The organism is Hymenobacter aranciens (assembly GCF_030580865.1).
GTDB classification, from domain to species: domain Bacteria; phylum Bacteroidota; class Bacteroidia; order Cytophagales; family Hymenobacteraceae; genus Hymenobacter; species Hymenobacter aranciens.
In genome coordinates, this window is record NZ_JAUQSY010000005.1 from 253382 (window position 1) to 270860 (window position 17479).

The following is a 17479-nucleotide window of genomic DNA, read 5'->3' on the forward strand; positions in this document are numbered from 1 at the left end:
CGAAGAAGAAAGCTGCTTTGCTGCGGTGAGCAACGACGGTCAGTGTTTGCCGTGGCCTTTGCCCTTGCCGCCGTTCATCTTTTTGGCCTGGCCGGGGGGCAGGCCGCCGTTGCTGGGGTTGGCGCGGTAGCCCTGCTTCTTGGCCTGACCAGGGGGCAGGGCGCCATTGCTGGGGTTGCCGCCGCGGGGGTAGCGGGCGCGGTACTCGTCGTAGCGCGACCAGGGCTGGGCGCCCACGTAGTCGATAACTACCGGGTGGAAGCTGGACGTGCTGTAGCCCGTCAGCGTGCCTACGCGCGTCCACTGGCCGTTGCGCTGCACCACATATTGCCGGGCGGGCACGTCATAGAAGCCGTTGGCTTCGGGGATGTAGTAGTATTGGGAGCCGCTGGGCAGCGCCGGGCCCCAGGTGGGCGCCGTGTTGATATTGACGTTGACCTGTGCGCTGGCCGGGGTGGCCAGGGCCAGCAGGCCGGCCACGGCGAGGGTGGCAATGGGGAATAATTTCATGGGAATTAGGGGAATGAGTGGAAGGGTAGAGGCGTTGTTTCAAGGACAGTGCCAAAGTCCAGGCTTGATACGCAATCCACCATCAGCAGTTAACAGGAATAATGCGTAAGCGGGCACAAATGCGGGCGTGGGCTTGTTATGCCCCGACGTCCATCCGGCAGCGCCGCGCTAAATGCGTTGGCAAATAAGCTCATTATACTAGCTAACGGGCGGCGTTTTCCGTACTTTTGCAGCCCAATTCGCTGCCTTCCTGCATGGCCAAAAAATCCACGACGACTCCGGCTGTTAAAGCTCCCAAACCCAGCGCGGCGCCCACCAAAACGCCCAAGCCCCAGCCAGCCAGGCCGGTGCCCGCGAAAGCCCCGGCCGCCGATTTGAAAAAGCAACTGGCTGGCACCGTGACCGAAGCCGGCGCGGTAGGCAGCCAGCCCACGGCCGCCGGCCTGGCCACCGCCCTGCAACACCAGACGCCCGAAACCCTGCCGCCCACCACGGCCGGCCAGCTCACCGATGCCGCGCTGCCGCTCGATGCACCTTACATTGAGGTGTATGGCGCCCGCGAGCACAACCTCAAAAACGTGTCGGTGAAGATTCCGCGCAACCGGCTGGTGGTGTTCACGGGCATCTCGGGCTCGGGCAAGTCGAGCCTGGCCTTCGATACCATCTATGCCGAGGGGCAGCGGCGCTACATGGAGACGTTTTCGGCCTACGCCCGCTCCTTTATGGGCGGATTGGAGCGGCCCGACGTGGATAAAATCGAGGGTTTGTCGCCGGTTATCAGCATCGAGCAGAAGACGACCTCGCGCAACCCGCGCTCCACGGTGGGCACCATCACCGAGATTTACGACTTCCTGCGCCTGCTCTACGCCCGCACCGCCGAGGCCTACAGCTACGCCACCGGGAAGAAGATGATTCGGCAGAGCGATGACCAGATTATCAACTACATCCTGCGGCACTACGACGGCAAGAAGCTGGTGGTGCTGGCGCCCGTGGTGAAGGGCCGCAAAGGCCACTACCGCGAAGATTTCCAGAAAATTGCCAAGCTGGGCTTCGCCAAGGTGCGCGTCGATGGCGAAATCCTCGACATCACGCCCAAGATGCAGGTGGACCGCTACAAAATCCACGACATCGAAATCGTCATCGACCGGCTGGTGGTGAAGGAGGAAGACCGGTTCCGCCTCTCCGGCTCGGTGCAAAATGCGCTGACCCACGGCAAAGGCACTATGCTGGTGCTCGACCCCGACGCCAAGGGCGAAAAGGGCAAGCCGCAGTTCTTCTCGCGCTTCCTGATGGACCCCGACACCGGCATTGCCTACGACGACCCGGCGCCTAACACCTTCTCCTTCAACTCGCCCTACGGGGCCTGCCCCACCTGCAACGGCCTGGGCGAGGTGCAGGAAATCACGGAAGAAGCCGTGCTGCCCGACCGCAAGCTGAGCATCTCGCGCGGCGGCATCGCCCCGCTGGGCGAATACCGCGACATCTGGATTTTCCAGCAGATGCAGCACCTGCTCAAGCGCCACAAAGCCACCCTCAACACGCCGCTGGAAAAGCTGCCCGAGGCAGTATTGCAGCAACTGCTGCAAGGTATTTCGGACGACGAGGCCGACAAGCTTGACGTGGACCCTTTCGAGGGCCTCATCCCTTTTCTGCGCCGGCAAATGGATTCGGAGTCGGAGAACATTCGCGAGTGGATTCAGCACTATGCCCAGGCCCAGCCCTGCCCCGAGTGCCAGGGCTACCGCCTGAAAAAGGAAAGCCTGCACTTTAAGCTCGACAGCAAGCACATCGGTGAGCTGGCAGTATTGGATTTGAACCAGCTTAGCCAGTGGTTTGAGACGCTGGAAGACCGGCTCACGGAGCGCCAGAACGTCATCGCCCGCGAGCTGCTGAAGGAAATCCGTAAGCGCATCGGCTTTTTGCTCGAAGTGGGCCTCGACTACCTTAACCTGCACCGCCCCGTGCGCACGCTCAGCGGCGGCGAAAGCCAGCGCATCCGCCTGGCCACCCAGATTGGTACCCAGCTCGTGGGCGTGCTCTATATTATGGATGAGCCCAGCATCGGCCTGCACCAGCGCGACAACGAGCGGCTTATCAAAGCCTTGCAGCACTTGCGCGACATCGGCAACTCGGTGATTGTGGTGGAGCACGACAAGGACATGATTCTCAACGCCGACTATGTGCTGGATATTGGTCCGGGTGCGGGCGTGCACGGCGGCAACATTGTGGCCGCCGGTCCGCCGGCGACTATTTTCAACTCGGGCTCGCTCACCTCGCAGTACCTCAGCGGACAAAAACACATTGAGTTGCGCAAGAAAAAGCGCGCTGGTGAGGGCAAAGACCTGGTGCTGAAAGGCGCCAAAGGCAACAACCTTAAGAACGTGACCCTGAAAGTGCCGTTGGGTAAGCTCACGGCCGTCACGGGCGTGTCGGGCTCGGGCAAGAGTACGCTCATCCACGACACGCTGTACCCGATTCTCAACCAGCACTTCTTCAACGCCAAGAAGGAGCCGCTGACCTACGCCAGCATCGAAGGCCTGGATTTGGTGGATAAGGTAATTGAGGTCGACCAGTCACCCATCGGCCGTACGCCGCGCTCGAACCCGGCCACCTACACCGGCGTGATGACCGAAATCCGCAGCCTCTATGCCGAGATGCCGGAGGCGAAAATTCGGGGCTACGGCCCGGGCCGCTTCTCCTTCAACGTGAAGGGCGGGCGCTGCGAAACCTGCGAGGGGGCCGGCATCCGCACCATCGAGATGAATTTCCTGCCCGACGTGCACGTGCCTTGCGAAACCTGCAAAGGCCGCCGCTACAACCGCGAAACGCTGGAAGTGCGCTTCAAAGGCAAATCCATCACCGACGTGCTCGACATGACGGTGGAAAAGGCCGTGGAATTCTTCGAGTACCAGCCGCGCATCCTGCGTAAAATCAAAACCCTGAACGAAGTAGGCCTCGGCTACCTCACGCTGGGCCAGCAGGCCACCACCCTCAGCGGCGGCGAGGCCCAGCGCGTGAAGCTGGCCACCGAGCTCAGTAAAAAGGACACCGGTAAGACCTTCTACATCCTCGATGAGCCCACCACCGGCCTGCACTTCGAGGACATCAACCACTTGGCCGATGTGCTTCAGAAGCTGGCCGATAAGGGCAATACTGTGCTCGTCATCGAGCACAACCTCGACCTCATTAAGGTAGCCGACCACGTCGTCGACATAGGCCCGGAAGGCGGCGCAGGCGGTGGCACTATCGTGGCCCAGGGCACACCCGAGCAGGTGGCCAAGGCCGGTAAAGGCCACACGGCCCGCTTCCTGGCCGAGGAGCTGCGCACCAGCAAATACGTGTAAGTCTTCCATTTATCGCAGCCCGGTTTTTTGGGTTTCGCATTCCAGTCCTCACGAGGTTTGTGCCAGCGGCACGGGCTTCGTGAGGACTGTTTGTTTTTGGAAAATCGGTGATGGAAAGGAGTCCAGACGAATAAAAGATTTTGGCAAATCAGAAGAATTTAAAAGAATTTTCAACGGTGAATTTATGGAATAATGGTAGACCGGGAACGTTCTCGCCTGATAAATCAAGCAGTTATTGCTTTGTTATTGCGGGATATTGGTCATAAAACAAGGTTTTGACTGATTATTTCGAATAATTTTCTTTCGATTTGTACAAATTTCTCTTGCTTAATGCAAATTTAACCTTGCTTGGATTGCGTAGTTGGCTGCTAAAAAAGGGCTGTTATTGGAAGTATTGATTGTTTTTGCTGCCATAATTCCGAAGTAATTTTTTAAAAATTTGTTTGTGTTGAAATTTTTTCAATAGCTTCGCCACTCCAAATTCATTCACTCACCAAAATTTCCATTTCTCACCAACCCCCCTTTCTTTCTTCTATGAAAAAAACCTTTTACTCGGTTGCACTGGGCCTCGCCGGCCTGGCACTGACTTCCTCCCCCGTGCTGGCCCAGGGCCCGCAACACCGCAACTGCGGCAGTATGGATGTGCTGGCCCAGCAAATGGCTGCCGACCCCGGCCTTGCCCAGCGCATGGCCAGCATCGACAACCAGGCGCTGCAGTTTGCCGCGCAGAAAACCAATGCGGCCCAGCGTGGGGCGGCGGCGGCCATTACCATTCCGGTAGTAGTGCACGTGCTCTACAACACGACGGCCCAGAACATCAGCGACGCCCAGATTCAGTCGCAGATTGACGTGCTCAATGCCGACTTCCAGAAGCTGAACTCCGATGCCAGCAGCGTGCCCTCGGCCTTCGCCTCGCTGGCGGCTAATCCCAGCATCGGCTTCGTGCTGGCCAAGCGCGACCCTAGCGGCAATGCCACCACCGGCATCGAGCGCAAGCAGGTGACCCAGACGTCGTGGGGTACCGACGACAAAATGAAGAAAACCACCACCGGCGGCCTCAACGCCTGGCCCTCGGGCAGCTACCTCAACCTGTGGGTCTGCAACCTGTCGGGCGGCGTGCTGGGCTATGCCCAGTTTCCGGGCGGCGCTACGGCTACCGACGGCGTTGTAATTCTGACCACGGCTTTTGGCAAAGGCGGCTCGGCCACCGCGCCGTTTAACCTCGGCCGCACCGGTACCCATGAAGTAGGCCACTGGCTGAACCTCTACCACATCTGGGGTGACGACGGAACGGCCTGCACGGGCTCGGACCAAGTATCGGACACGCCTAACCAGGCCGACGAAAACTACGGCGCGCCGACCTACCCGCAGCCCTCGTGCTCGAACACCAGCGACATGTTCATGAACTACATGGACTACGTGGACGACCGCGCCATGTACATGTTCTCGACCGGCCAGAGCACCCGCATGAATGCCCTGTTTGCCACCGGCGGCTCCCGCGCTTCGCTCAAAACCTCGCTCGGCGGCACGGCGCCCGGCGGTGGTACCACGCCCCCGCCCACCACGGTTACCTACTGCACCAGCAAAGGCACCAGCGTTGGCTACGAGTGGATTGACCTCGTGCAGCTGGGCAGCATCAACCGCAGCTCGGCCGCCAATGCCGGCTACTACGACGGCTCGGCCACCAGCACCAACCTGGCCGTGGGCTCCAACACCATCAGCTACAGCGCCGGCTTCGCCAGCACGGGCTACACCGAGTACTGGAAGATTTACATCGACTACAACCAGGACGGCGACTTTACCGACTCGGGCGAGCTGGTAGCCAGCCGCTCCAGCAACCTGGCCAGCACGCTCAGCAGCACCTTCACGGTGCCCGCCACGGCCAAAAACGGCGCCACCCGCCTGCGCTTGGTGATGAGCGACAACAGTGCTACCACCAGCTGCGGCAGCTTCAGCTACGGCGAAACCGAGGACTACACCGTGACCATCACGGGCGGCGCCTCGGCCCGTAGCACCCGCCTTGCGGCCGGCGCCGACCAGTTCCGCCTCTACCCGAACCCGGCCAGCAGCGTGTTGAACATCGCCCGCCCCGCCACCGCCGACGCCGAGCTGCCCCTGACGGTGCGCGTATACGACCTGCGCGGCGCCGAAATCCACGGCCTGACCCTGGCCGGCGAACAGCTGCAAGTGAGCACCCTGGCCAAAGGCATCTACCTGTTGACGGTGAGCGATGGCCAGACGACCTCGCACCAGCGCTTCGTGAAGGAGTAGCGCCGCTGCACGTTGCCAGCTAAAAAGCAAAAAGCTGCCGGGCCCAATGGTCCGGCAGCTTTTTACTTTTTATGGTTTTTACGGCAGAAGGTGGCGCTGAACTGGCTGTGCGTGCGGATGAAATTGCATAAAAGCCAGGCGAATAAATAAAAGATGTGACTAGCAGAGGGTTAAAAATAAATTAAAAAGTTATGAGCAACTGAAAACCGCTTACCTTGCTGGCCTAAGTTTTTTTCACCCAATCATTTCTCACCTGATGCAAATTTTTACTCCCCCCCCCGCAAAAACGTCCTGGCCGGTCTGGCTGCTGGCGCTAATGTGTAGCCTGCTGCCGCTGGGCCGCGTGGCCCGGGCGCAATCGCCCCCGGCCTGTGCGACCACGGCCCCCACCTGCAACCTGATTTGGAACGGCGGCTTCGAGCAAACTAAAAATGGAGACTGTCCTGACCGATTCGGGGGCTTTGGCAACCTGATTGATGCATCGGGCTCAGCCCCTAGTTCGTCGGTTGTAGCTCCACCTCTTGGCCCGAATGACCTGGTCTGCAAGTGGCAGGATGGTAATGCAGCTACCGCCGACTTGCTCAATGTGTGCTCCATCGACCCCCGGATGGACGTGCCGTGCAACTGGGCCACGGGCTGCGGCTTGTCGGGCTACGCAACAACCGGGCAGCCGACTCATTTGGGCAACGGCTACGCCGGGATATACGGCACCGGCGACTTCGAAAATATTGGCTACGAGAAGGACTGGCGGGAATACCTGGGCCAGGACATGAGCCTGACGGCCGGCAAGCGGTACTACGTCGAGTACTATGCGGCTATTGCGGCCCTGTCCGATTGGTCAGTGGCCAATTTAGGCGTGGCATTCGCCCCTACCACGACGCAGTATACGACCAAAGAATCCATTGCCCTGACACCCGTGGCGGAAAAGCCGGTCGGAATTGTGCCGGGCTCGTGGACCCTGGTCAATGGGTTTTTCCAGGCTACCGGCCTGGAGCAGCGGCTGCTCATCGGCAACTTTGGACCTACCTACAGCACGGTGCCGGGTGCCCCGCTGCCTTATATCAACAATGGCCCATCCCTGCGCAGAGGTGGTCCCCTGGATAGAGCAGCCTATTATTTCATCGACGATGCCTTGCTGCTGCCCGTGCCCACGGCCGGCCCCAATATATCGGTTTGTGGAGGAACGGTGCAACTGGGCGAGTGTCCGCTGCCAGCCAGCTCTGGGGCCTCCTATGCCTGGTCGCCCACTACCGGCCTGAGCAACCCCGGCATTGCCAACCCCGTGCTGACGCCCAGCACCGCGCCCGGCACCTACACCTACACACTCACGGTAACTATTCCGGGGCAGTCGCCGCAGATAACTTCTACCACAATAACTGTCTTTTCTCCACTTAGCATCTCGGCCTCGCGGAGCAGCGTTTGTCTGGGCGGAGCCGTAACGCTGACGGCCTCCGGAGGAGATGGCAGCCCCATTAACTGGTCGCCGATGACCAATTTGGTCACATTTACTGCTAACAGCATAACCGTAGTGCCTGCGTCGACTACCACCTATACCGCATCGAGCGGCTGCGGTACGCCCGTCACCTTCACGGTTACGGTGAACACCGATTGCTGCCTGCAAAATGAGGTGAGCATCGCGGCCGACCTGTCGGGCACCTACAGCAGCTATGCGTTCCAGGCGGGGCAATATTACCGTGTCCCTGCCAACACGACTGTTACGCTAACGAGCGGCACCTTCACGTTGACCAATGTCACGCTGCTGATGGGGCAGAACGCCCAGCTCAAGGTTGATAATGGAGCGCAGCTAAAACTTGTCGCCTCAACCGTCACGGCGGCCTGCGACCAGATGTGGGGCAGTATCCGGGTGACCAATACGGCCGGCGGCATGTCGACGGCGCCCTACGGCGGGCGTGACTGCCGTATCATGCACAGTATTGACGGGGTGGTGTACGAGCAGGACTACGGGGCGCCGTATGCCTACTTCCGCTTCAGCCAGACGCACTTCCGGCAAAACCTGCGCAGCATCACTATCCAGCGTGAAGGCACGATGGTAGCCACGACCGACCGGATTTCGAACTGCACGTTTGACAGTGAGCCCAGCAAGTTTTTTTCCCCTTATAAGAACATGGGCTACTATTCGGAGTGGCACTTGGGCGTACGCGGTAACATGCAAGCAGCCTACATTGCCACCAACGACTTCAAGCGCGCTTTCTTTGGCGTGTACGTGCTCGACGTGGCCCACCCGGACGTGACGCTGAAGCTGACCAAGAACACGTTTGCGGACTGCTGGCTGGGCGGAGTGTACGCGCCCAACGGGCAGTCGATAGTCAACTCCTCCACCCTGACCCTGACCGACAACACCTTCACCTTCCCGGCGGCCAAGACGTTCCCGGCCACGGCGCAGACCACCAGCGTGCAGGCCAGCTACACCAACGGGGCGCCGGCCGAAACCTACGGCGCCTACATGCGCTACGGCAGCATCGTGGCCGATAACAACCGCTTCCAGCAGCTCGACAGCACCCAGACGGTGCTCATGACTAGCTACGACAATTTCGGGCAGTACCGGCCCCGGCAGACGGGGCTGTATGCCCTGCGCCTGCCCAGCGTGCTCTACAACCGGTTTTACCTGCTCGACACCGGCATTAACGTGCTGGATGTGCCCGCCGGGCAGCAGACCACCATGCAAGGCAACGGCTTTGCCAACTGCCGGGTGGGCATCGTGGCCGCCACGCAGTCGACCTCCGCGCAGCTCTACGCCAGCTGTAATACCTTCCGGCGCGATAATTCCCGTAGCGGCACCAGCACGGGCATCGCGCTGAACCTGCCATCTTACAGTTACGGCGGCACCACGGTGTGGCCCCAGATTCTGATACGTGATTTCCGGAGCGTTAATACCACATACCCGCTCCGTAATCTGTTTGATGACAGCGGGGTGAACTCAACAATTAACTTCCCCGCCAAACGACTGGTGGCGCTGAGCAATAACTCGCCAGCAGGAACGGGGCAGTATACGCTAAATTATACAACGTTTTACGATTATTATGTCAAATACTTTCCATCTCCTTGGGTTTCTGCTAATGTGCTAGTCGGGCACTTGAACTATCTAAATGTCAATGCATCAGAAAGCCGGCCTAATATTACAAATGGCCCTTGTAGAGCAGATGGCTTCCCTGCTGCCGGTATCCAGCAGCCGCCACGTCAGTCCAATACTGGAGTAACTCCTGAGCCGGCTTTTTACCCGCAGCTAGCACAAAACTCTCCCAACCCCTGTTCGGGTAGCACGACGGTACACTATCAGCTACCTACTGGCACGCCCGATGCCTATCTGCTGGTGCGTCGCAGCACGGACGGGCGCACGGTGCAGCGAGTGGCGCTGGATGCCGCCACCACACAGCAGGAACTCAGCCTGCGCGGCTACGAACCCGGCGTGTATTTTGCTACCCTGCTGGTGGGCCGCACATCTGTGCAAACCATTCGCATCTTGGTGAAGTAGCTATGCGCCTTTCTCAACTATTTCTCGTGCTGCTCCTGCTGCTAGGCAGTGGGAGCGGACTGCGGGCCCAGGCCCCGACGATGCAGTGGCGCAAGCAGCTTGGCGCGCGCCGCCTGGTTGAACAGGCGGGCGCCATCTTATACACCCGCCACAACCGGCTGCTGATAGGTGGGAATACCCAAGTTCAGCTCAATAATGGACAGAATTATATCTCTGCCGCCAGTTGGCTGCTCAGTAACCGGGGCGACTCGCTGCGCACGAATACATATTTCCCGCAGGCACCTGAAACGGGTACTGGCGTCTCCGCTATGGCTGAGGCCCCCAACGGCGATTTTCTACTGCTGGGGATGTGCTCTATCTACGCGAATGGTCGAACGACCGTCCAGCACATGCTCATCCGCACGGATTCGCTGGGCGGGCAGCGCTGGGTACGCTACTACAATACCGATTCGGCGGTGGAAACGCAGAGTTGCCTGGCGCTGGCCGACGGCGGAGCCCTGCTGGTGGTGAGCTGCAACGACCCAGCAGCTAGCTTCGGTAATCCCATCCGGGTGCCCACCGTGCTGCGGGTCGACTCGCTGGGCAACACCATTTGGCAGCGGCAGTACGGCCAGCCCTACAGCAGCTTCCACAACATCATTGCCTTGCCCGACGGCTCCTATGCTTTGGCGGGCGTATTGGCGCGCCGCCTAACCAACCCGGTGCGCTTCCTCGGTACCCCTTGGCTGGTGCGCCTCACGCCCGACGGCGACACCATCCGCACGCGCCAGCTGCCCATCCCCCAAACCGAGGTGGGGCGACTCTACAACCTGCGCCTGGGGCCGGACGGCACACTGGTGGCGGTGGGAGAGGTCGGCTGGCCCTACAGCGCGCTTCATGATACGCAACAGGGCCTGCTGCTACAACTCGACGCCCAGGACCGGGTGAGTTGGTACCAAGTGCTTCCCCCTCCGGTCGTGACGGGCTACAACATCGGCTGCACGCTCTACCACGTTTACCCGCTGCCCACGCCGGGGCAGTACGTGGTGGCCGGCATCATGGCCGACCCCGGACCGAATGAACTCTCGGGCTACCTGGCCCGCTACGAGCGCCCGGCCGGCGGCGGCACGGCCCCGCCCGTGTGGCAGACGCAGTTTCTCAAGCCGAATATTTTTGAGCAGCCCAACGCCTACCTGCTGCAGGCCGACCACACGCTGACCGTGGCCGACTATGCCAGCCTGCCCGTGCCCTTCCAGCCCACCGACGTGCTGGTAACGCGCTTCGCGGGCCTGCCGCCGACCTACGAGCCCGACCTGTGCGCCACCCCGCCCGTGCCCAACGCGGCCTACACCCCGGTGGCCGGCGCGCCCGATTCGCTGGTGTTCTACGAGCTGGGCGCCGCCGGCCCGGCCTACGCCCAGCTGCTGCACTGGCGCTGGGAACTGGGCGACGGCACGGTGGTAGAGCAGACGACCTCCACCCCGCTGGGCCACCGCTACGCCATGCCGCCGGCGCCGGGCACCGTGGTGCGGGTGACGATAACCAACAACCTGGGCTGCAGCAGCACGCAGGAACTCTACCCCTGGGGCCGGCCCACGGCGGCGCAAGCGGCGCAGGCGCTGGCGGCCGGGGCCACGCTCTGGCCCAACCCAGCGGCGGGTGGCACGGTGCAGCTGCGCGTGCCGGGGCTGCGGGCGGGGGCGGCGGCCACGGCGCAGGTGCTCGACGGGCTGGGCCGGGCGGTGAGCCCGGCCGTGGCGCTGGCCGGGGGCGGGGCCGCCCTGCCGGTGGCTGGCTTGGCGGCGGGCGTGTACGTGGTGCGCGTGCGCACGGCGCAAGGGCAGTTTGCCAAGCGCCTTATCGTAAATGCGCCCTGAGCGAAGCACCTCCCGAAAAAGATGATTGCAACGCCCCGGCTGACCACCCGGGGCGTTTTGCCGTTAAGCAGGGTGGGAGTAGCGGCCAGGAAGCGGCATTTTCCCCGAAAAACCCGTTCTTCGCGGCACCATCCCGCCATTTTTCACCTGCCCCATGAAAACCCTTTATCTGCTGCGCCACGCCAAATCGAGCTGGAGCTTCGACGAGCTCAGCGACCAGGAGCGCCCCCTCAACGACCGCGGCCGCACCGATGCCCCGCGCATGGGCCAGGCCCTGTGCAAGCGCGAAATCGAGCTCGATTTGCTGGTGAGCTCGCCGGCCGTGCGCGCCCTGAGCACCGCCGTGCTGGTGGCCCGCGAAATCGGCTACCCGCACGAAAAGATTGTGGTGGAGCGCAATATCTACGAAGCGAGTGTCGAGGATATTTTAAGCATCATCCACCAGCTGCCCGATTCGGCCCAGTCGGTGATGCTGGTGGGGCACAACCCCACCTTTACCGACGTAGTCAACACCCTGGGCTCGGCCGGCACCACGCCGCTGCTGGAGATGCCCACGGCTGCCGTGGCTTGCCTGCGCTTCGAGTGTGAGCGCTGGGAAGAAGTGAGCCGCGAGAACGCGGAGTTCTACTTCTACGATTTTCCGAAGGACGGCAAGTGAGGTTGTTTTTAAGTTAAAAGTTGAGAGTTAAAAGTTAAAACTGAACGGGTAGCCTCGATACACTTATTCGCGTAAACTCATCTGCGATGTAAAGGCTTTGTTCTGGTGCTATCAAGGTATCAAGCGCATGGCTTTTAACTTTTAACCCTCAACTTTTAACTCCATTTGAAAACCCTTTCCCGCGACCTGAGCTGGCTGCGCTTCAACGCCCGCGTACTGCAGGAAGCCCAGAGCCCCGACGTGCCGCTGCTGGAGCGCCTGAAATTCTTGGCCATCTTCAGCAGCAACCTCGACGAGTTTTTCAAGGTGCGCGTGGCCACGCTGCGCCGCCTCACCAAGCTCAAGAAGAAAACCCGTGCCCAGCTGGGCCGCCCGCGCCGCGAGCTGCGCGCCGTGCTGGCCGAGGTGGAGCGGCAGCAGGAAGAGTTTGGCGCCACCTTTCGCGAGCAGCTGCTGCCGGCCCTCAACGCCGAGCATATTCACCTGCTGAATGAAGCCGAACTGAGTGCGGCCCAGCGTAAGTGGGTGCTGAAATATTTTCGGGAAAACGTGCGTGACCTGCTCTCGCCAATGGTGCTGGACGAAACTATGCACCAGCTTTTCCTGAAAGACCAGACCGTGTACCTGACCTTTCTGCTGACGCACCCGCATGGCAAAAAAGACGCTCCCAAACACGACCGGGTGCTGCTGATGGAGCTGCCCACCAAGCGCCACGGCGGCCGCTTCGTGCGCCTGCCCGACGAAGGCGCCGAGCGCTACGTGCTGTTTCTGGACGATGTGATTCGTGTCGGCGCCGCCGAGCTATTTCCTGATTACGAGCACATCGAAGTCAACGCCATCAAGCTCTCGCGCGATGCCGAGCTCGACATCGAGGAAGAGGTGTCGGGCGACCTGATGGCCAAAATCCGTAGCAGCCTGGCCAAGCGCGCCACCGGCTACCCCGCCCGCCTGCTCTACGACCCTGAGCTACCCAAAAAGGTGCTGCAGGCCATCGAGGAAAAAACCGGCATCAGCACTGAGGAGCTGGTGGTGGGTGGGCGCTACCACAACTTTCGCGATTTCTTCGGCTTCCCCGATTTTGGCGAGGCGCGGTTTAAGTACCCGGCCTGGCCGGCGCTGCCGCACCCCACGCTGCCGCGCACGGGCAGCCTGCTGGCGGCCATCGTCGGGCAGGAGCACCTGCTGCACCCGCCCTACCAGTCGTTCGACTACGTGCCGCGCCTGCTGCGCGAAGCTGCCGCCGACCCGCGCGTGTCGGCCATCGGCATCACCCTCTACCGCGTGGCGCACAAGAGCACCGTAGTAAAAGCCCTGCTGAAAGCCGCCAAGGCCGGCAAGCAGGTGACGGCCGTGGTGGAGCTGAAAGCGCGTTTCGATGAAGAATCGAACCTCTACTGGGCCGAAAAGCTGCAGCGGGCCGGCGCCCGCGTCATCTTTTCACCGCCCGAGCTCAAAGTACACAGCAAGTTGCTGCTCATTACGCGCCGCGAGGAGCTTGAAACCGTGCGCCACTTCGCCTACCTGAGCACCGGTAATTTCAACGAAAGCACCAGCGAGCTGTACACCGACCACGGCCTGTTCACGGCCGACGAGCGGCTGACGCGGGAAGTGGCCACGGTGTTTGATTTCCTGGCCGACCCGCTGGCTACGCCGCCCGAATTAAAGTATCTGCTAGTGGCGCCCTTCGGCCTGCGCGCAAGCCTGAATACGCTTATCGACCACGAAATCAAGAACACCAAGAAAGGCAAGGAAGCGTACATCACTCTCAAAGTGAATGCGCTGCAGGACCCCGGTATGATTGCGCGGCTCTACGAAGCCAGCCAGGCCGGCGTGCGAATTGAGCTGCTCATTCGCGGCATCGGCTCGCTCGTGCCCGGCGAGGCGGGGCTGAGTGACAACATCACCCAGCGCGGGCTGGTAGACCGCAACCTGGAGCACGCCCGCATCTACGTGTTTGCCAACGGCGGCGAGGAAAAAATCTACGTGTCGTCGGCCGACTGGATGACCCGCAACCTCGACCGACGGGTGGAAGTGGCCTTCCCCTTACTGGCCGAAAATACGCGGGCCGAAATCCGGCAGTTGCTGAATATTGAGCGGCAGGATACGGTGAAGGCCCGGGATTTCAATAATGAGTTTATCCGTGCCGCAGCTGGTGAGAAGCCGGTGCGGGCGCAGGAGGCCACGTATAAGTATCTGAAAGGCCTGAAGAAGAAATAAGCACGTGTCCCCCGAATTGGAAATTCGGGGGACACGTGCTTACCGCCGCACGCCCGCCTTTTCCAGCAGCTTGCGCGGCGGCGTGATGAACAGCTCCAAGCTGGCGTAAGGTGCCCCGGCAAACTTCGAGTCGATGATTTTCTCGCGGTCGGCGTTGGTGCGGTCGAAGGCGTCGAAGGCATAGTTATAGCGGTAACCAACTTCGGCCGCACCCCAAAGGAAGCTCAGGATTTCATGCTCCCAGCGCCCGCGGAACTTGACTTCTGTTTCACGCAGCTCAAGGGTGCGCAGGGGCGTTTTGCCACTTACGAGGCTACCGTCGGGGTTACGGCGCTCCAGTTCGTCGCGCAGCTTGATGATGTAGTTGTAGCCATCAACCGTATAGCCGGCGTAGAAAATGGATTTGTCTGACGAGTTGTAGCGCATGGTGATGCGCGCCGGTGCCAGCGCCTCAATGCCCCAATGGCTGTTGAACGTGCGGTTGTAAATAAGGGCCGGGTACAGGCTGAGTCGCCCAAAGGTGTAGCCGTATTGAAAGCCCACGCCCCAGGAAAAATTGGGGCTGCGCTTCCAGCCATAGATAGCTTCGGCCGAAAAGCGGAAGTAGTCATTCACACCCATCGAGCCTTCGGTGTAGGTGTAGTCGCCGCTAAGCTCGCCCTTGATGCGGGCCAGGTACCAGTGCACGTCATCGACCGGGCGGATAATGGCAATCTGGGCGGCCGTGCTTTTCAAGCCTTTGTCCTCGATACTGTTGTATAGCTCGTATTCGGTGGGCTTGGGAGTAAATTGAAACTCCTCCCGCTCATAGCTCAGGCCCACAATCACCTTAAGGTGCGGCCGGTTCCAGGCCGGAATGTAGCCTTTGATGGACAGGCGGGCATTTTTGGTAGCTCTGGCATCGTCGTAATTAGCAAGCCCGACTACCTGTGCCTTCGAGTCAATCCGGAAGCGCGGCATGCGCTCGTAGCGCACTATCAGGCCCTTGCTCGGCCCCATGCCCAGCACCGATGGGTTGGCAAAAATCTGCTTGTCATTGAGGCGCTTGCCACCGGCGGCCGAGTCGGCGGGCAGGGGGGCGGCGGGCGGATACACCCGCTCTTGCACCTGGGCCTGCGCCAGCAGCGTTCCGGCGCCCCACAGGCCGCTCATCAAGGTTAGGGTGCGTAACGAAAATCGAGACATAAAAAACGTGACCATTATCCAGGTTTCCGCCTTTACGGGGAAACGCTGCAGAATGGTCACGTTTTTCTTGGGGCAGGCGGGTATGGGGGCGGATAGGAGGAAGGAAAGTCAAACTAAATCCCCTTGTGCTCTCCGCTCTCGTACTCTCTAATGCTTACCACTGCTGCGGGTAACGTTGCTGATGAATAGCCGATACCCGCTTCACAATCAGCTCGCGCAGCTCCTCAATATTCGTGCGCTGCTGCGCCGATACAAACACCACGGGGTCGTGCATCTTGGCCATGTACGTGGCTTGCAGCTGCGCCAGCGGTGGGCGCGGCGCGCTGCCGTCGTCCTCCGCATCCTTCACTTCGCCAAAGGGGTCTTCCTGCACATCGTCGGCCTGATACTGGTCAATTTTATTGAAAACCAGCAGAGTGGGCTTATCGGCCGCGCCGATGTCCACCAGCGTATCGTTCACCACCTGAATTTGCTCCTCGAAGCCGGGGTGCGAGATGTCCACGACGTGTAGCAGCAAATCAGCTTCGCGGATTTCATCCAGCGTGCTTTTAAAGCTCTCAATCAGCTTGGTAGGCAGCTTGCGGATGAACCCAACCGTGTCGGATAGCAGGAACGGAATCTGGTCGAGCACGATTTTGCGGGTCGTGGCATCGACGGTGGCGAAAAGCTTGTTTTCGGCAAACACGTCGGCTTTGCCCAACAGGTTCATCAGAGTGCTTTTGCCCACGTTGGTGTAGCCCACCAGCGCCACGCGCACTAGGCCGCCCCGGCTTTTGCGCTGGGTGTGGGCCTGCTTGTCAAGGTCTTCGAGCTTTTCCTTGAGGAAGGCAATCCGGTCGCGCACGATGCGGCGGTCGGTTTCGATTTCCGTTTCGCCGGGGCCCTTCATGCCCACGCCGCCGCGTTGCTTGTCCAAGTGAGTCCAGAGGCCAGTGAGGCGGGGCAGCAGATACTGATACTGCGCCAGCTCGACCTGAGTGCGGGCCGTGGCTGACTTCGCCCGCAGGGCAAAAATATCGAGAATGAGCAACGAGCGGTCCACGATTTTCACCTTCAGCTCGGCCTCCAGGTTGCGCAGCTGCGAGGGCGTCAGGTCGTCGTCAAACACCACCATGCTGCTACCTTCGTGCTCCACGAAAGCCTTGATTTCTTCGAGCTTGCCCTCGCCCACGTACGTGCGGATGTCGGGCTTTTCGAGGCGTTGCACGAAGCGTTTGGTGGCCGTGGCGCCGGCCGTTTCGATGAGGAAGGCCAGCTCGTCAAGGTACTCGCTGGTCTGGGCCTCGCTCTGGCGGCGCGGGGGCACACTCACGAGCACGGCGGTTTCGGCTTCGGGGGCGGTATCGTGGGTTTTGGTGCCCAGCAGGCGGTTGATTTTAGTGTCGCGCCGGGTGGGCGTGTGGTCGCTGGCGCCGTGGTGGCGGGTGCTACCCGGGGCCCAGCCGGCCGATTTTCCTTGTTTAGCCATGTTGATTGAATCTGTTTAAAAAGTCGGCTGTCATGCTGAGCGCAACGCAGCATCTCGCTTATGGCAGTAACTTATGCTGATTGAGAATACTGCTGCATGCGAGATGCTGCGCTACGCTCGGCATGACGGTTACCGCAGCGTGAGCGAGTACGCTACTACGGCCTGAATTTGTTCGGGCGTAAGCTGTTTTTCGAAGCTGGGCATTTTACCCAGTCCTTTGGTTACCATATACGTGCGCCCCATTGTATTGAGGTTGCTCTTGGTGAGGTCGTGTGCGCCGCTGAGGCCCAGGCGGCCGTTTTTGCCGTGGCAGCGGGCGCAGTTTTTCAGGTAGAGCACCTGGCCAGGGGAGGGCGGCGGACCGGCCTGAGCTGCCAGAGGAAGCAGAAGAAAGAGAAAGAGCTTGCGCATACGGCAATAACAAAAGTTTGGGCAGCAAAGGTCGGGGCTGCGGTGAAATGATGAGGTGGTGAGACA

The 17479-nt window shown here is 60.6% G+C and carries 10 protein-coding genes; 6 read left to right on the top strand and 4 right to left on the bottom strand.

Annotated features, from left to right (window positions below; genetic code table 11):
• Positions 1–39: 39 nt before the first annotated feature.
• Entirely contained in the window at positions 40–510 is a 471-nt protein-coding gene (locus tag Q5H93_RS09105; protein ID WP_305006205.1) for a hypothetical protein, read from the bottom strand.
• Between the two features lie 254 nt (positions 511–764).
• On the opposite strand from Q5H93_RS09105, the gene uvrA reads away from it, so the two are divergent.
• The 6 genes from uvrA (at position 765) to ppk1 (ending at position 14349) form a co-directional block, all read left to right on the top strand.
• Positions 765–3854, top strand: a complete 3090-nt coding sequence (uvrA, locus tag Q5H93_RS09110) for an excinuclease ABC subunit UvrA (RefSeq protein ID WP_305006206.1) — start codon at positions 765–767, stop codon at positions 3852–3854.
• A gap of 534 nt (positions 3855–4388) precedes the next feature.
• Positions 4389–6125: a GEVED domain-containing protein gene (locus Q5H93_RS09115; protein WP_305006207.1), complete on the top strand. Its 1737-nt coding sequence runs from the start codon at positions 4389–4391 to the stop codon at positions 6123–6125.
• A 256-nt stretch (positions 6126–6381) separates the two neighbouring features.
• Positions 6382–9618 carry a hypothetical protein gene (locus tag Q5H93_RS09120; RefSeq protein WP_305006208.1) on the top strand — a complete coding sequence of 1079 codons (3237 nt, stop codon included), beginning with the start codon at positions 6382–6384 and terminating at the stop codon, positions 9616–9618.
• Between the two features lie 2 nt (positions 9619–9620).
• Positions 9621–11474, top strand: coding sequence for a T9SS type A sorting domain-containing protein (locus tag Q5H93_RS09125; RefSeq protein ID WP_305006209.1), 1854 nt, complete (start codon positions 9621–9623; stop codon positions 11472–11474).
• A gap of 154 nt (positions 11475–11628) precedes the next feature.
• The gene (locus Q5H93_RS09130) at positions 11629–12132 is read left to right on the top strand and encodes a SixA phosphatase family protein (protein WP_305006210.1); all 504 of its coding nucleotides are present in this window, start codon (positions 11629–11631) and stop codon (positions 12130–12132) included.
• Positions 12133–12297: 165 nt separating this feature from the next.
• Positions 12298–14349 (top strand): polyphosphate kinase 1, encoded by a 2052-nt coding sequence (gene ppk1, locus Q5H93_RS09135; RefSeq protein WP_305006211.1) that lies wholly within the window; start codon positions 12298–12300, stop codon positions 14347–14349.
• Between the two features lie 39 nt (positions 14350–14388).
• Here the strand turns inward: ppk1 and Q5H93_RS09140 are convergent, their stop codons facing one another.
• The 3 genes from Q5H93_RS09140 to Q5H93_RS09150 all read right to left on the bottom strand — a co-directional run bounded on the left by Q5H93_RS09140 (position 14389) and on the right by Q5H93_RS09150 (position 17413).
• On the bottom strand, positions 14389–15534 hold the full coding sequence (locus Q5H93_RS09140) for a DUF6268 family outer membrane beta-barrel protein (protein ID WP_305006212.1): 1146 nt from the start codon (positions 15532–15534) through the stop codon (positions 14389–14391).
• A 154-nt stretch (positions 15535–15688) separates the two neighbouring features.
• Positions 15689–17002 (bottom strand): GTPase HflX, encoded by a 1314-nt coding sequence (hflX, locus tag Q5H93_RS09145; RefSeq protein WP_305006213.1) that lies wholly within the window; start codon positions 17000–17002, stop codon positions 15689–15691.
• A 129-nt stretch (positions 17003–17131) separates the two neighbouring features.
• The gene (locus tag Q5H93_RS09150) at positions 17132–17413 is read right to left on the bottom strand and encodes a c-type cytochrome (RefSeq protein ID WP_305006214.1); all 282 of its coding nucleotides are present in this window, start codon (positions 17411–17413) and stop codon (positions 17132–17134) included.
• Positions 17414–17479: the final 66 nt, after the last annotated feature.

What these genes read in the sequence shown, in the direction of transcription:
- Q5H93_RS09105 (WP_305006205.1), bottom strand. Translation starts at nt 510, where the DNA reads ATGAAATTATTCCCCATTGCCACCCTCGCCGTGGCCGGCCTGCTGGCC.
- uvrA (WP_305006206.1), top strand. Translation starts at nt 765, where the DNA reads ATGGCCAAAAAATCCACGACGACTCCGGCTGTTAAAGCTCCCAAACCC.
- Q5H93_RS09115 (WP_305006207.1), top strand. Translation starts at nt 4,389, where the DNA reads ATGAAAAAAACCTTTTACTCGGTTGCACTGGGCCTCGCCGGCCTGGCA.
- Q5H93_RS09120 (WP_305006208.1), top strand. Translation starts at nt 6,382, where the DNA reads ATGCAAATTTTTACTCCCCCCCCCGCAAAAACGTCCTGGCCGGTCTGG.
- Q5H93_RS09125 (WP_305006209.1), top strand. Translation starts at nt 9,621, where the DNA reads ATGCGCCTTTCTCAACTATTTCTCGTGCTGCTCCTGCTGCTAGGCAGT.
- Q5H93_RS09130 (WP_305006210.1), top strand. Translation starts at nt 11,629, where the DNA reads ATGAAAACCCTTTATCTGCTGCGCCACGCCAAATCGAGCTGGAGCTTC.
- Q5H93_RS09140 (WP_305006212.1), bottom strand. Translation starts at nt 15,534, where the DNA reads ATGTCTCGATTTTCGTTACGCACCCTAACCTTGATGAGCGGCCTGTGG.
- hflX (WP_305006213.1), bottom strand. Translation starts at nt 17,002, where the DNA reads ATGGCTAAACAAGGAAAATCGGCCGGCTGGGCCCCGGGTAGCACCCGC.
- Q5H93_RS09150 (WP_305006214.1), bottom strand. Translation starts at nt 17,413, where the DNA reads ATGCGCAAGCTCTTTCTCTTTCTTCTGCTTCCTCTGGCAGCTCAGGCC.